Raw genomic sequence first — 16,052 nt, forward strand, 5'->3', positions numbered from 1 at the left:
GACGACGATGCCGGCCAGCTCATGGCCCGGCACATGCGGCAGCGTGATGCCCTCATCATGGCCCATCCAGCCATGCCAGTCGCTGCGGCAAAGGCCCGTCGCCTCGACCTTGATGACGACACCTTCGGGCGTCGGCTTCGGATCGGCGACGGTCTGGATCGTCGGCGCCTGGCCGAACTGTTCGAAGACGACAGCTTTCATATCAAGGTCCTTCTGGGGCTTTCCGGGGGGCGCGGGGCGGGCAGGGGCTATACGTCTTGGAAGTCAGTCCACCAGTGCCGCGTCGTCGGGCAAACGCCTGGCGTATTCGTCGGACACGATTTGGCGAATGGCGGTCTTGAGCAGCTTGCCCGTTGCGGTATGAGGCAGTTGGTCGACGACGATGACGTCGTCGGGAATACTCCATTTGGAGATTTTGCCGGCATAGCCATCCAGCATGTCGTTGCGGGTGAACGTCTGGCCGGGCTTGACGACGACGACCAGGACCGGGCGCTCGCCCCAGCGGGCATCGGGCGTCGCGACTACGGCCGCTTCCCTGATCGCGGGATGGGCCTGAGCGATGTTTTCCAATTCGATCGAGCTGATCCATTCGCCGCCGGATTTCACAACGTCCTTGGTGCGGTCGACAATCTGAACAAAACCGTCCTCGTCCATGGTCACGATGTCGCCGGTGTCGAACCAGCCCTCCACCGTATGAGCTGGGCTCTGTTCCATGTCGTAGTAGCCGGCCGCGACCCAGGGGCCGCGCACAAGCATGGCGCCGAAGCCTTTTCCGTCACGCGCCACCGGCTTGCCGTCGCTGCCCTCGATGCGGAACTCCACCCCGAACAGCGGCCGTCCCTGCTTGGACTCCAGTGTGAGTTTCTGCTTTTCCGACAGGCGTTGATGCTTGGGCAGCAGCGTAGCGGCAAGGCCGACGGGGCTTGTTTCCGTCATGCCCCAAGCATGGCGCACCATGACGCCCATGCCTTGGAAGCGGCTGATCATGATCGGGGGCGAAGCGGAGCCGCCGATGGCGACGCGCTTCAACGTTGAGAACTTCTGGCCATTGACGTCCATCCAGTCGAGCAGGCCGAGCCAAACGGTGGGCACACCGGCGGTGAACGTCACGCTCTCGCTTTCGAACAGCCCATGCAGGCTGGCGGCATCGAGGTTTGGTCCCGCCATCACGAGCTTGGCGCCGACCATCGGGGCCGCGAAGGGCAGGCCCCAGGCATTGACGTGGAACATCGGCACAACCGGCACCACGGCATCCATGGCTGAAAGGCCCAGCACGTCCGGCAAGCTGATCGCCATGGCATGCAGCACGGTGGAGCGGTGGCTGTAGAGCACGCCCTTGGGGTCGCCGGTGGTCCCGGACGTGTAGCAAAGGCCACAAGCCGTGTTCTCGTCGAAAACCGGCCAGGCAAACTCGTCCGGCTCGTCCGCGATGAGGGTTTCGTAGCAAACCAGGTTCGGCAGCGCCGCCGATTTCGGCATATGTGCCGCGTCGGTCAAGACGACAATCGCCTTCATGCCGACCAGCCGGTCGGCCAGCGCTTCGAGGATCGTAAGGAAATTGAGGTCACAGAAGAGCAGGCAGTCACCGGCATGTTCGATTATGTAGCCGATCTGCTCGTGGAAGAGCCGCGGGTTGATCGTGTGACACACGAGCCCCGATCCGGAAACGCCGTAATACAGCTCAAGATGCCGGTAGCCGTTACAGGCCAGCGTTCCGACCCGATCTCCGCGCGACAGTCCGAGCTTTGCCAGCGCGTTGGCAAGCTTCTGACTACGCTTCGAAAGATCGGCATAGGTGTAGCGATGGATCGGGCCCTCGACCGTTTTCGAAACGATTTCCGTGTCGCAGTGATAGGTCGCCGCATGATGCAGGATGGAGGACACGAGCAGGGGTGTATTCATCATCAGGCCAAGCATGGTCTTTTCCTCCCGGACAATGGTTCAATCAGAACAGGTCGGCGTCGAGCGCCATGATGTCTGAAGCACCGGCGCGGATCGCCGCCTCGAGTGCGACGGTCTGCGGCAGCAGGCGAGCCGCAAAGAAGCGGGCCAGGGCAAGCTTGCGCTGTTTGTGCGGCGTCGTCGCGCAAGCCGCGGCTGTCTGTGCCATGCGCACCCACAGCCAGCCGAACGCCACCAGCGCGAAGAAGCGAAGGTAGTCGGTAGCGCACGCCCCGGTTTCCACCGGATCGGCGCCCTTGGCCAACAGGTCTTCCGTCAGTTTCTCCAGCCGGGCAAGGCTATCGACCACGGTGGACTTCACGGTGTCGAGCCAGGCGGGTCCGTTGATTTGCGACAGTTCCTCGCGCACAAGCGCAAAGAAGCGCAGAGGCAGTTCACCGTTTTCCATCGGCAGCTTGCGGCCGACCAGATCCATGGCCTGCACGCCATTGGTGCCCTCATAAAGCTGAGTGATGCGAACGTCTCGCACGTACTGTTCCATACCCCATTCACGGATATAGCCGTGCCCGCCGAACACCTGCTGCGACAGGACCGCGATCTCGAAGCCGAAATCGGTGAAAGCCGCCTTCACCACTGGTGTCAGCAGGGCCACGAGGCCTTCCGCCTTGCGGCGCGTCTCGGCGTCCGGATGGCTGGCGGCGATGTCCATCTGCAGCGCGATCCAGACGGCGAGCGCGCGCCCGGCCTCGGTGATGGAGCGGCCCTCCAGGAGCATCTTGCGCACGTCGGCATGCTCGATGATCGCAACAGGGCCGCGCTCACCGTCGGCGGAACGACCCTGCAGGCGCTCGCGAGCATAGGCAACGGCCTTCTGGTTGCCGGCCTCGCCGACGCCAAGGCCCTGCATGCCGACGAACAGCCGCTCGGCGTTCATCATCGTGAACATGGCGTTGAGGCCGCGGCCGCGCTCGCCGACCAGCCAGCCGATCGCGCCGTCATAATTCATCACGCAGGTCGGCTGCGCGTGGATCCCCATCTTATGCTCTAGCGATCCGACCGACATGCGGTTGCGTTCGCCCAGCCTGCCGTCCGCATCGACGAGGAACTTGGGCGATAGGAACAGGCTGATGCCTTTCACGCCTTTTGGCATGTCGGGCAGGCGGGCGAGCACCAGATGGATGATGTTGCCATCAAAATCCTGATCCCCCGATGAAATGAAGATCTTCGAACCGCTGATGGAATAGGAGCCGTCCCCTACCGGCTCGGCGCGGGTGGTGAGCAGGCCGAGATCGGTGCCCGCGCGGGATTCGGTGAGCGCCATGGCGCCCGTCCATTCGCCGGTGACCATCTTGGGCAGATATTTCTGCTTGAGCTCGTCGCTCGCATGATGGGAAATCGCCTCCACCGCGCCACGCGTAAGCCCCGGGAACAGGCCGAAGGAGAGATTTGCCGACGATACCATCTCGTCCAGCAGTATCTGCAGCACGCGCGGCAGACCCTGTCCGCCAAATTCCGGGCTGCCGGAAAGGCCGCCCCAGCCGGCCTCGACAAAGGCCTTGTAGGCGTCGGCGACGCCCTTAGGCGTCGTCACCATTCCATTCGACAGCTTGCATCCCTCTTCGTCACCGCCTCGGTTGAGCGGCTCCAGGATCTCGGCGCAGAACTTGCCGCCTTCTTCCAGGATGCGGGTCGCCAGTTCCGTGTTGACGTCGTCGCAGCCGGGAAGGGCGGTCATTTGTGCGTCGAAGTCGAAGACTTCGCCGAGCAAGAACGACATGTCCTCAACGGGAGGGATATAGCCGGCCATGGGTGCCTTCCTGTTCGGTTGCCTACCGGCTTGCCCGTCGTCAACCGCAACTGAAGCGGTGAACGTTGTGCTTGCCGGCAAGTCGATGAAGGTCTCGCCTTCCAGCGCGACCACCTCGTCCGGCGTAAGCGAGTTCATCCCGATAAGGGCACAGTGGACTTGTCAGAAGCGGGAAGCGCAGCTCCCACGATGCAAGTCGGCGGCGGGGCGCCCGCCAGCGCCCCGCCTTCGGTGACTTGCGAAGCCGAGGCGCCAACCCTCACAGGGCCTAGGCCCACTCGCAAGCGCCGACGCCTCGCCTTACGCGATCAGGGAGGATCGCGCACGCAAGAAGCGGTCCGCTGGCGGCCTGGATGGCCGACAACGCCTAAATGAATGCCGTCGGAACGCCCAACTGGGGACCGGCCGTCGGCGATGAGCTCGGTGCAGCAGCGGCGGCTCGCCGTCGGGCCGGACCAGATGTCAGCCAGGGCGGTCATGAAAGCCTACGCGGTTGCGCCGCTGAGGTGCTCCTGTGCAGTTCCCCGATCGCATCGAGCAATGTTGCGCGCGCGCGCGCCGCGCTCGGAACCTGTTCTGCCAGCTCCAGCCATCCATGTATCAGGCTGGGGAACGGAAGATACACGGTCGATATACCGGCGGCGATGAGCCTTTGGGCGTATTCAACGCCGTCAGGCCGAAGCGGGTCACAACCTGCCGTAGTCACCAATGTGGGGGGCGCGTCTATGGGATCCGGCGCAAGCAGCGGGGCAAGCAGGGCATCGGGCGTGTGGTCGCCGCGATACGCGGACCAGAAATAGTCTATGTCGCTGCGATCCAGGCCGAGCCCGTCCAGACTTGTATCGCCGTTGGGGACCTTGAGCCCTGGATAGATAAGGACCTGGGCGTCGACGGGATTGCCGCCGGCCGCCCGGTGGGCGCTGATCGCGGCGGCAAGGTTGCCGCCGGCGCTGTCCCCGCCCACGGCCAACCACGTCGCGTCTTGTGCTGCGTGCGCGACGACCCGTTCACAATCGTCGAAAGCGGCCGGGAACGGGTGCTCTGGTGCGAGCCGGTAATTGACCGAAATAACATGCAGGCGCAGGCGGTCGGCGATCGCGCGCGTAAGCCGATCGTGGGTGTCAGCGCTGCCCAGCACCCAGCCGCCGCCGTGAAAGTAAACCAGGACGTGCCCTGGGTGGGCTTCGTGATCCGGCCGGTAGCGCCGGACCGGCACCGAATGCTTGTCCGGCCCCGTCTCGATCACTTCGTCGGTGACCCTGCCTGGGAAGGCCGGTTCTTCGCCGCGGAACATTTCGACAAACCCTGCGTATTCGGCACGCTGCTGGCCAGGCGAAATAGCGGTCCGGTCTGTTGGATCGAGTTCAGCCAGCAGCAAAGCAAGATCTGCCGCGGGCGCGGGGCGATCGGCGCCGCTCATCGTGCCACCCGCTTCACGGCCGGCGCGGCGGACGTGCCGCGCTTCCCGGCGAGCGAGGACAACCAGCCGAGCGCTGCTTCCAGCCCGTCTACCACGCCGTGATAGTGCGAGGGGAATAGCCGCGCAACGACGTCGGGTATCTTCGCACTCGCGCCGATCAGCACACGCGGGCGCCGGCGGGCAATGCCATCGATGATCGCTCCGGCGGCCACTTCCGGGGTAATGGTGAGAACTTTGTCGAATTCCACATTGTCCCTCTCGGCTTTGGCCCGCTGTTCCGGCGTCATCTCGGAGCCGATGCGCGCGGCCAGCGAGATGTTGGTCTTGATGCCGCCCGGATGAACGCAGGTGACGCCGATTTTGGAGGGTGCGAGTTCGGCCCGCAGGGCCTCGGTGAACCCGCGGATGCCGAATTTGCTTGTCGCATAGGCGACGTTGCCAGCGGGAGCGACAAGCCCGAAGACACTCGATACGTTTACTATGTGCGAGCCCTTGTTGCGGCGCAGTACCGGCAACAAAGCCCGGACCAGGTCAATCGGCGCCAGAAGGTTGACAGCGAGAAGCCAGTCGAAATCCTCTTTGGAGTACTGCTCGAACACCCCGCTCAGCGCCACGCCGGCGTTGTTCACGAGAAGGCGGGTGTCGGGATGGTTCTGGCTGAGAGTTAGGCCGAGCGTGTGCACCTGCTCGCTGCTGGTCAGATCGGCGACGTATGAGCTGCACTGAGCTCGCGGATACTTGGAACGGAGCTCAGCAAGGGCAGAGTTCAGGCCCTTCTCGTCACGGTCGACAAGAACCACGTCGCAACCTCGATCGGCAAGCTGAGTGACAAGGGCACGGCCAATGCCGCCGGCGGCGCCGGTGACAATGGCGGTTCCGGAAAAATCGAAGTCATGCATAGGAGGCTCCTTTGCGGTCGGACAGAGAACTGGTCACGGGAAGGCTCGGAGATCCGGTCGCCACCGGGCTACGGCGAAACTCAAGGGCGGGGTCGCCCTCAAAATCGCGGCGAAAGAGCTTCAGGTCAAAAAGGTAGTTCTGGTGCAGCCGCCATGGTTTGCGGTTACCCTGCTTCGGGAAGCCAGCGATCCCGCGCTGGACATAGCTGGAATGCAGGTCAACGAATGGGACACCGCCGACGCCTTCCGGTGCACGCGGCATGACGAAATCATAGCCATGTTTGTCAAGATGAGCGATCAAACGAGCAATGCTCTCGCTGACCAGATCGGCCTTCAGCGTCCATGAGTTGTTCGTGTAGCCGATCACCAGATTGAAATTGGGGACCTGCGACAGCATCATGCCCTTGTAGACGACGCTATCGGGCAGTGACACTGGCTGGCCGTCGACGGACAGGGTCATTCCCCCGAGCGGAATCATCTGTAGTCCTGTTGCCGCCACGACAATCTCGGACTCGATGAAGTGCCCGCTGCTGGTTTCGATCCCGTTGGGAACAAAGCGAGCGATCGTGTCGGTTACGACCTCGGCTGTGCCGTTGCGGATTGCTTCGAACAAGTCACCGTCAGGAACCACGCACACCCGTTGATCCCAGGGGTTGTATGGCGGGTTGAAGTGCTTCTCCACCTCGACGTGCTTGCCTAGCTCGCGGTCGATCTCCTTGCGGATGAGCCGCCGGGACAGGCGGGGAAAACGTCGAGCCATCTCATACGACAATATGTTGGATAGGACGTTCTTCCAAAACATGATCCGGCTGATCCACGCATCTGGAGCCGAGATCCGCTCAAGCCGCCGGACCAGTGAGTCCTCGGTGGGCAATGAAACGATATATGTGGGTGTGCGTTGCAGCATGGTGACGTGCTTGGCTTTTTGCGCGAGCGTCGGAACCAGGGTTACCGCCGTTGCCCCACTGCCGATCACCGTGACACGCTTGTCAGTCCAGTCGAGGTCCTCCGGCCAGGATTGTGGTGATATGATCTCGCCGCGAAAAGTTTCCTCACCCTCGAAGTGCGGACGGTGTCCTTGATCGTAGCGATAGTATCCCGAGCAGACCGACAACCATCGGCAGCTGATCCGCACAGTCGTGGTGGCGCTGCCATCCGGCAACGCTTTCTCCACTGTGACGATCCAGCAGGCCCGGGTGCCGTCCCATGCGGCACCGACGACTCGGTGGCCGTAGCGGATGCGCTGATCAACGCCGTACTCGACCGCGGTGTCCCTTAGGTAGTTTAGAATCGACGGACCGTCGGCAATGACGCGGCGGTCACGCCAGGGACGAAACGAGTAGCCGAGCGTAAACATATCGGAGTCGGATCGAACCCCGGGATAACGGAAGAGATCCCAGGTGCCGCCCAGATCGGCGCGCGACTCGAGCAGCGTAAAGGTGCTGTTAGGCCGCTGACGCATGAGATGGCAGGCGGCGCCGATTCCGGACAATCCGGCACCCACGATCACGACGTCGAGCACGTCATCGATCGGCTGCGCAGTGGCGTAGCTTGACGAGGCAGAAATGTCCAACACAGCGGGTCCTTTCACGGGAAATTGGTCGGCTCTCACCAGACGTCGCACACAAACCGTCCTTCGGAACGCAGCTTGCCCAGCCACTGCGTCGCTGGATCGCTGGGGCCGTTTTCAGTTTCGCCAGAGCACTGACGGTGGATGTCGAGAAGTGCCGCCTCCACCCCCGCGCCGAGCCGCGCGGCGTCACCGCACACCCGGATATGTGCGCCCTGATTGATCAGGGACCAGATTTCGGTGCGCTCCGAGATCATGCGATCCTGGACGAACTTGTGGTCGTCGACAGGGGCGAAAGCGTACGCCGGCCGTAGCGTGACGACCCCCTCGCGTTCAGCCTTCTCCAGCTCTTGACGGTGAAGAAAATCGACGTCGGGGTGATCGCAGCCGAAATAGAGAACCAGAGGCGCTGTGTGGCCATGGGCGGCGCGATCCCCGATCATCCCGCGCAGGGGCGCCAGACCCGTGCCGGCGCCGATGAGGATCGCCGTGCGATCGACCGGCAGGCGGAAGCTGTCGCTGCATGGGACGATCCGGGCCAGGACGGTTTCACCGGCGATCAGGAGAGCGAGGTGATTTGATGCGATGCCGCGGTACCGCCGTCCCTGTCCGTTTCCGGCGTTGCGGTAGGGGGCATCGACCACCGAAACCATGAGGTCCACCGCCGAGGGTGTGGCTACGCTCGACGATGAGATCGAGTATCGCCTGGGCCTGATCGCAGACAACCGTGCCAGGAAATGCTCGAAAGGAAGATCGATCGAACGGTAGCGCTCCAGCAGGTCGAGAACGCTAGTGCTGACCGCCGTGATCGTCCGTTCGAACTCGGCGGCTTCCAGGCCAGCTAAGTCCTCCAGTGGCTTGCGCTCTGGCGGGCATGGGCAGCGTTCGGCAAGGAAGCGGAGATCCTCAGGGGTCGCGGGTTCCTGCAATTCGACGTAGTCGCGCAATATCTCACGAATGGTAATGGGGCGCTCCTGAGGCAAGAAGAGCCGCAGTCTCCGGGAGGCGCGAACACGCACCGGACGATCCAGATCGAGAGCGAACCGGGCGCCGACGCGCTCGATGAGTTCATTGTGGTTCCTCGGCAGCACCGCAAGGTGATCACCGGTGCGATAGCTGACACCGTCGGGCAGACGCAGCCGCAGAAAGCGCTTGGATCGCCCGAGGGGGTTGGCGAGGTCGACCAGCTCGCCCGAATCAACCACGGTCATGGCGGCCATGCCATGCTGTCTGGCCCGTTCCGCCTCGCTGCTCTCTACCGGTTCGAGGGCGATCTGGAGAGCGGCTTGACCGGCAGTTGCCGCGTCATCCGCCGCGCGGTCGCCGTCCCCGGTTTTGATAGAGTCCCACAGGTTTTGCGACCAGGAGTCCACGCTGGAGCTGAAGTCTCCCCCGACATCCGCCTCGCCCCGGTCCCCGATGCGTGTCGCCCCGGCGGCGCAGAGCCGCTCATCGATCAGCGACGGAATGCGCTGGTAAGTCGCGGAGTACGAGCGGTCGCCAATACCGAGGATCGCAAAGGACAGGCCTTCGAGCGAGCCGGGTTGCAAGGCCTCGGCCCAGTTGACGAACCTGTCGGCATCATCGGTGGGACGGCCGTTGTAGGAAGAAACCACGATCACCAGCAGGGTGCCGGTGGCCAGGTCGTTGAGCTTGCCGACCGCATCGTTGAGTGGCGCGACAGAAGCACTGTGTCCGTGATCCGAGGCGGCGGCCGCGAGTTCTCGCGCTACACCGGCCGATGTGCCAAGGTTCGAGCCATGGAACACGGCGAGCCTTGGGAATGTGTGGCTAGCCGCCACGGTGGTTGGCCGAGGCGCAAGGACCGGACTGGCCACGCGTTCGACTCGGCGCTCGCTCGGCTTCCTTGGCTCCGGATATAGCATGAAACCGTCAGGCTTGATCGTTAGCGTCATGCCTATGTTCAACTTGTAATTGGTACGGTCGTTGAGGTGGAATCTGTGCACCAGCATGCCCAGCACCAGAATTGCCTCATGGAGCGCGAATTGCCGTCCGATGCAGGCGCGTTCACCGTTCCCGAATGGTTTGTAGATGTGTCCGGGGCGGGCCGCCGTGGCCTCGGGACTAAACCTGTCAGGGTCGAAGCTATGGACGTTGCCACCCCATTCCGGCTGTCGGTGCAGTGACGGGATGAAGATCTGGATCGAGTCGCCAGGGCGGAAGGCGTAGCGTCCCGCCACGACGGTTTCCTCGACAGGGGTGACCGCGTATCCAGGAGCAGTAGGCCAGAGCCTCAGCGCTTCGTCGAGGATTTGTCTAATATAGGTGAGCTTGCCGACATCCTCGTAGCTAGGGCTGGTATCGTCATCGGCACCCCACAGCGTATCGACCTCCCGCTGCGCCCGCGCAAGCACAGCCGGATGCTTTGCAAGGTAATAGAGTGCGAAGGAAAGCGCGGCGCCGGTTGTCTCGTGACCGGCAATGAGGAACGTTATGACCTGATTGTGGATGTTTGCATCGTCAAGCGGTTGCCCGGTGCCTGGGTCGGAAATGTTGAGCATGCGGCCGAGCAAATCATCCGTGCGGGTCGCGCCTTCCGCGCGCCGTCGCTCGATAAGCGAGGCGATGAGCCCCCGCATCGACGCAATATCGCGCTTGTAGGCGCGATTCCGCTTGAACCGCAGCCGGCTCACAAAATCCGGCAGCTCGCTCGCTTCCTGGGCGTGGGTGAGGGCGCGGACCATTGAAGCGACGAAAGGGTGGAGATCGTCCCTGCCAAAAGAATCGAATTCGTAGCCGAACCCGCACATCCCGATGGTGTCGAACGTAAGACGGGTCATGTCCCGCGGCACATCGACTGGATGCTTGTTGCGAGCCCGTTGATCCCAGTAACCGACCAGGCTACGTGCCGCGGACACCATCATCGCGTGATAGCCGCGCATCGCCTCGCGGGTAAACGCAGGCATAAGGATGTTGTGCGCCTTACGCCAGTTTGGTTCTTCGTTGTAGGCAGTGAACAGGCCGTCGCCGCCAATATCGCGGAGCCGCACAAGATCTGTATGAACGCTTTTGACGAAGCGGTCGGTGTCGGACAATTCGGCAACCAGGTCCGACCCGGAGGCCAGGATCATCTCGTTGCCGAAAATGCGCAATCGGAATATCGCGCCCTGTTCCTCGGCTTCGGCCAGAAGGAAGTCCATCAGGCGTCCGCCGCCGGGAATGCTCAAGGCGTGGCCCACAAAAGGAAGGCTCTTTCGCTCGGGGATCTGCGGCGCTGGGGTGCCTGGCTTGCTCCTGCCCACAACGATCTCCTGTGCCGTGCCATTCAGAATCGGGACCGATGTCACGCTTGAACCCTTTCCGCTAACGACGCGGTATGCGTTGCAGATGTCGGAATTGTTCCCGGCCGACCACTCATTCGGCGATCTTTGCGGTAAGCGTTCCCGGTAAGCAGCGGTGCAAATGCCCAAAGACCAGCGTCGCAAACACGGCCGCAATGGCAAGCGGCAGCAGGAAAGACCAGGCGAAGATCGAAGGTCCCGCCGTCACGAAGATCGGGCCGGCGACCGCGGTGCCGATCGTCGCTCCCACGATGGCGATCACCAGGATACGCGACATCAAGGAGCCATCCGGATCGTTCTCAGTCAGAATACCGGTCACGAACGGGGTGACGATGTAGAAGCCGACATTCACGAACACCTGTGCGATCACAAAGACCGATGGGGTGAAGACGTTGAAAAGAAAATAGATCGATACGGCCATGACCAGAAAGCCAACAAGTACGAAGGTGAGTCGCTTCGCCTTGTCGTGGGTGGTCATCGGGACGATGGCGCCTAAAAATCCTGCCAATGACGCCACCGCGAGATACAGGCCGACTTGCGGACCGCTCAGGCCCACCCGCTCGCCGACATAGCCGCAAACCACCCATTGCCCGGCCTGCACGGCGTAGACGAGAAAGACGATCAGCATGGTCAGCCGCATCTTGCCGCTATCGAGTCTGGATTGATGCGTGGCCGCCGTCTTCACCGCCGAACGTTTCGATATCAACAGCAGGAATGGCGCCATCATCGCGGTAAACGCAGCAAGGACGAGAAAGACTGGCGCCCCTGTTTCCTGGTGCGGGATCATGGATACGATAAAGAGCAGGATGCCCAACGCCACCCCGCTGATCAGGTTGAGGGCTCCCCAGAGCCGCTCGGCATCGGCAAGCGAAGCAAGGCTCATGGCGACGAGGCTGAAGATGGCGCCTTCGCCGAGGCCTGCGACAAAGCGAGCCCCCGCAAGCGTCAGCGGCGATTGCAACCAGAAACTTGCCGCCTCTCCGACAAGCACCGCAAGCACTCCGGTCACTGCGACGCAACGCCATGATCGAACCGCCAGCTTTGGAAGAAACAGTCCGTAAAAGCCAATGCCCGCCAGTTCGGCACTAGCGACCACCGTGGCCAACCCTTCATCATAGCCAGCCAGCTTGCTCATCGAAAGGACAACGACGGGCATCACCATCGTGCCGTTCAGGGCAAGGGCATAAGCGGCGCTAAGTCCCAGGATCCACCACACTATCGCCTCCCAACGCAGCTCCGGCGCATTGGCGCCGGTCTGTTCTTCTCGTTCCTCGCAGCTTCTTCGGCTGCTGACCCCGCGAAGGATAGAAGTGAAGGAGTAGCCAGCAAGGGATGTTTGGGGCCGGTTTGGGGTCTTTTCCGGCCAAATCGTCGGCATGTTCACGCGACGGCTTGACGGCACGACACGTCTCAAATCTGCTGTCGGTCAAATGAGGTGCCACCAAGCCAAGCTGGGCTCGGGCACTCCAACGTCCCTGCGGATTGTAAATTCCTCAGTTGAAGATGGAGACAATACGCGGCCATTCGGCAGCTGCCTGGAGGGGCAAAGGGGACGGCGGCAGAGGGGCGTTCTTGGCGGCAATCGCCAACAGGTGCCGTAGGGGGAGGAGGTTTAGATGAAATCCGTCGATACGCGATATGTTACGGCAAACATTCCTGCGTTTCTGATCCGGAGCCTGGTCGCGACTTTGTCTGAATTCAGACTGGATCCCTCCCGGATGCTCGTTGGATTGGGAATAGCGGTCAAGGACCTGGAGGACCCGGGCTGTCGGGTGTCCTACCGGCAAGGACGGGAAGCCATCCTGCGTGCAACTCAAATGGCCAAAGGCCAGGCGCTCGGGTTGGAAACGGGAAGTCGCGAGAAGATCACATCCGCTGGCTTGATCGGCTATGCCATGCTGACTTCGGCCACGGTGGGCGAGGCCGTCGAACTCGCACTTCAGCTGCAAAGAGATAGCGGCAGCATGCTCGACTTTGACACGCGAACCACAAAGGAAGGTATCGTCGTCACCGCATCAACTCGTTTCCACGACCCCGAAATCTACACGTTCTTAGTCGAGGAAGCCTTTGCGAGCTTCCTGGGCATCGCGGTCGGCCTGGTCGGCGAGGGTTTCAAACCCCTTAGGGTCGATGTTACTTATCCACCTCCCGCACATGCGGACGTGTACCGGCGGCTCTTCGGATGCGAAATTCGTTTCGGCCAGATGGAGAACGCCTTTCTTTACGATCCCATGTGGTACAAGCAGCCCCTGCTCACGGCGGACCCGTTCACGCATCGTCAGCTCCTCGAATTCATAGCTTACAACCGCGCCCGTTTGCGCGAGGCGGCGGAGATCACCGAATCGGTGGAGCGCGCGCTGAGGCAAAATCTGAACGAGCGCAGCAACATCACTAAGATTGCCTGCGAACTCGGCGTCGGCCAGAGAACGCTGCGTCGGCGCCTGGCAGAAAGCGGCGTCTCCTTCCAAGCACTGCTCGATGCCGTTCGCAAGAACCGGGCGTTGGAGCTGCTCGCCAATCCGCAAATGTCAGTCGAGCAGATAGCGTTCATCGTGGGCTTCTCGGATCCTCATAATTTTCGCCGGGCCTTTCGCCGCTGGACGGGCACAACACCAGGTTTGTTGCGGGCGGATATGTCGGAAACCTGGCCGCGATAGAGTCCCTGGCGGCAAGAAGACCTGCGTCGAGGGAGCGCGGACGACTATCTCGGCTCCAACCATTGTTGCCCTCCGATCTTGCGAGGCCGGGCAGGGTGAGGTGAGGGTCGCACTTGGATACCTCGTTTTCGGACACCTGCGATGCGCGGCTTCTCAAAAGTCGAGGGCGATGACGGGAACTTGCATCGCCCAGCCGGCGGAGCGTGCCGGCTGGGCAGAAGCCAAGCCGGGCACAAAAACGGCTTAATCGCGACGGCTGTGGGTGTCCTCAAACCAGCTATTTGGCCGACAATGACACTCCTTTGGCCAAATCCCCCATTGTTCGGTCGAGACAGCCACATATCGTGGTGGAGTGTTGGGTTGGTGGATCACGGGGACTGATCGCCGTCTAACGAGAATAGGGGTGGCCTCCGCCTCGCGGAGTTCGCGCGGAAAATGGTCGGGGAGGGCGCCGACTCACACGCGCCAGTCGTCACACCGAGATGCTCTTCACTGGCTAGTTTCTCACGCCAGCTTGCCAACGCGCGCCAGGGGTCGTCAACGCAATCGTGTATTCGGGCTCGCGGCGCTTCCTTGGCGATCCGGTAAGGCGCCAGCAGGTCTGCAAATTGCATGAACACAATGCAACATAAAGGGGAACGGAGAAGAGATGTACGCAATGTTCGTCCGGAGGGTACCTCGATCAATATTTCTGGCCGGTGCTTTCCTGCTGCCAGCGATAATGCCAGCTTCCGCGGGTGGATTTTCCCGCGGCCAAGCCAACACGGACGTCCTCTTCAGCGACGAACGTTTCACCGTGGATTCGCAACTGATATACGTCAATCCGGGCCGTAGCTTTGCATCGCTGATGGGCCAACCCGTGCGGGAAGGCGCCTATTCCGACCCCTTTGTCGTCCCTCAGGCTTCCGTCGGCTTCAGGTTCTGGTCGCCCCTTTCCTGTGCGCTCACCTACACGCAGCCATTCGGCGCTTCCGCGACCTACAGCGATCAAGCGCAGGTCGCCGAATATCTCACGGCGGCCGGCAACGGAGATCCGTTCCCAAATCCCACGTCCAAAATGAAGTTCTCCGCGGACGAATACGGTGCAACTTGCGGAGTTCGCTTTGCGGCCGGCCCGGGGAATTTCTATTTGCTAGGCGGCGCGTTCATCGAGACATTCGATTACAAGGAAAACACGTGGATCGGCTCGGTCCATTTGAAAGATGGTGGAGCGCTCGGCTACAGAGTAGGCGTCGCTTACGATATCCCGGAATACGCGATGCGGCTCCAGATTATGTATCGCTCGGAAATCAAACATGAAGGGGATGGCACGTACACGCCCTCTCAGTTGGCGATCGACAATGGGATAACGAGCAATCTACCCGCGAACGGTGCAGGCACGCTGCCGCAGTCGCTCAAGATCAACGCACAGACAGGGGTTGCCCCCGGCTGGCTGATCTACGGGTCCGTAGAATGGACAGACTGGAGTGTTCTGCAGCACTTCAGCTATGACGTGATTGGGCTGGGTACAGCTAACAAGATCTTCAATTACTCGGATGGCTATACCGTCCAGATTGGAGTGGGGCACGACTTCACCGACAAGCTTGCTGGCACTGTCAACGTGACCTGGGATAAGGGCGTAGGCTCGGGTGCGGACATCACCACCGATAGTTGGACCCTTGGTGTCGGAGCGCAATACAAGACCCAGATCGGCACCTTTGGTCTTGGAACAGCCCTGTCTTATCTGGAAGCAGGAGCGCAGTCAGTCGACAACGGTGCCACCTACGACGCGACCGCGGGCGCCGATTTGGCCGTGGGTGTCGGATTGTCGTATTCGTTGCAATTCTAGCGCCTGTCTCTACCCGACTGGGTCGCGATAAGCTGGCGCGGCAGGCGATGCTGGACAAGGATGGATGACACGCTGGAATGAGAGCCAAGGCTTGCTATTTGAACAAGCGTGTCAACCTCGACCAGGAAACGCAGCGTGGCCTATCGTATGGCCGTCGCCTGCAGGACAGCTGGCCTCACCCGGGCTAAGCCGGTATGTGCCAGCTAAATTAGTTATCGAGGCCGAGCGAACAGGCGACCCACCGTCCTATATTCATTGGGATGATCGCGAACCAACCTTCCCCGTTGCTGGAGTCAGAGACACCCCCGAGGCGACAGGACGCTGCTGCCCCCGACAGGATCAACTGCTGATGATCGTCGTTTACCCTCGCAGTGGCGCGCTTGCGTCGTTGGTGCGAAGTGTCTTGCGATGCAGGAAACCGCCAGGCTCGGGGGCTTGAGGGCGGCTACTGGAACTTGGTCACCACGCCGATGCCGATGCCTTCGAAGCCGCCCATGGCCATCAGGGCGGCCGGAGCCTCTTCGAGGCTGAGCCTCTTGCTGACCAGAAGTTCGGGCTTCAGCTTGCCGCTGCCAATCATCGCCATAATCGCCGGATAGCGGTAGGCCTGCATGCCCAGGCTGCCGAGGATTTCGAGCTCGAAGGCGATCACCTGATCCATCGGCAC

Annotated in this window: 10 protein-coding genes and 1 pseudogene; 2 read left to right on the plus strand and 9 right to left on the minus strand. The window is 61.8% G+C overall.

Features of this window, described 5'->3' with window-relative positions:
* The 8 genes from AC1DXM_RS31345 to AC1DXM_RS31380 all read right to left on the minus strand — a co-directional run.
* Positions 1–201 (minus strand): alcohol dehydrogenase catalytic domain-containing protein (locus tag AC1DXM_RS31345; RefSeq protein WP_477237696.1); only part of this gene is annotated, 201 nt, incomplete at its 3' end.
* A 63-nt stretch (positions 202–264) separates the two neighbouring features.
* The gene (locus AC1DXM_RS31350; protein ID WP_477239368.1) at positions 265–1,917 is read right to left on the minus strand and encodes a long-chain-fatty-acid--CoA ligase; all 1,653 of its coding nucleotides are present in this window, start codon (positions 1,915–1,917) and stop codon (positions 265–267) included.
* Between the two features lie 28 nt (positions 1,918–1,945).
* The gene (locus tag AC1DXM_RS31355) at positions 1,946–3,709 is read right to left on the minus strand and encodes an acyl-CoA dehydrogenase C-terminal domain-containing protein (RefSeq protein WP_477239370.1); all 1,764 of its coding nucleotides are present in this window, start codon (positions 3,707–3,709) and stop codon (positions 1,946–1,948) included.
* A 475-nt stretch (positions 3,710–4,184) separates the two neighbouring features.
* Entirely contained in the window at positions 4,185–5,129 is a 945-nt protein-coding gene (locus tag AC1DXM_RS31360; protein ID WP_477239372.1) for an alpha/beta hydrolase, read from the minus strand.
* Entirely contained in the window at positions 5,126–6,028 is a 903-nt protein-coding gene (locus AC1DXM_RS31365) for an SDR family NAD(P)-dependent oxidoreductase (RefSeq protein WP_477239374.1), read from the minus strand. Before AC1DXM_RS31365 ends, AC1DXM_RS31360 begins: the two co-directional genes overlap by 4 nt.
* Positions 6,021–7,601 (minus strand): flavin-containing monooxygenase, encoded by a 1,581-nt coding sequence (locus tag AC1DXM_RS31370; protein WP_477239376.1) that lies wholly within the window; start codon positions 7,599–7,601, stop codon positions 6,021–6,023. Before AC1DXM_RS31370 ends, AC1DXM_RS31365 begins: the two co-directional genes overlap by 8 nt.
* Positions 7,602–7,636: 35 nt before the next feature.
* Positions 7,637–10,861, minus strand: coding sequence for a bifunctional cytochrome P450/NADPH--P450 reductase (locus tag AC1DXM_RS31375; RefSeq protein WP_477239378.1), 3,225 nt, complete (start codon positions 10,859–10,861; stop codon positions 7,637–7,639).
* A gap of 112 nt (positions 10,862–10,973) precedes the next feature.
* Complete coding sequence (locus AC1DXM_RS31380; protein WP_477239384.1) at positions 10,974–12,278, minus strand: MFS transporter; 1,305 nt, start codon at positions 12,276–12,278, stop codon at positions 10,974–10,976.
* Between the two features lie 238 nt (positions 12,279–12,516).
* On the opposite strand from AC1DXM_RS31380, the gene AC1DXM_RS31385 reads away from it, so the two are divergent.
* Together AC1DXM_RS31385 and AC1DXM_RS31390 are read left to right on the plus strand one after the other, a co-directional pair.
* On the plus strand, positions 12,517–13,557 hold the full coding sequence (locus tag AC1DXM_RS31385) for an AraC family transcriptional regulator (RefSeq protein WP_477239380.1): 1,041 nt from the start codon (positions 12,517–12,519) through the stop codon (positions 13,555–13,557).
* Between the two features lie 649 nt (positions 13,558–14,206).
* Positions 14,207–15,385 carry an OmpP1/FadL family transporter gene (locus tag AC1DXM_RS31390; RefSeq protein WP_477239382.1) on the plus strand — a complete coding sequence of 393 codons (1,179 nt, stop codon included), beginning with the start codon at positions 14,207–14,209 and terminating at the stop codon, positions 15,383–15,385.
* A gap of 445 nt (positions 15,386–15,830) precedes the next feature.
* Here the strand turns inward: AC1DXM_RS31390 and AC1DXM_RS31395 are convergent.
* A pseudogene (locus AC1DXM_RS31395) lies at positions 15,831–16,052 on the minus strand (alcohol dehydrogenase); the annotation flags it as partial.

This window comes from Mesorhizobium sp. P3_A2, from assembly GCF_056403115.1.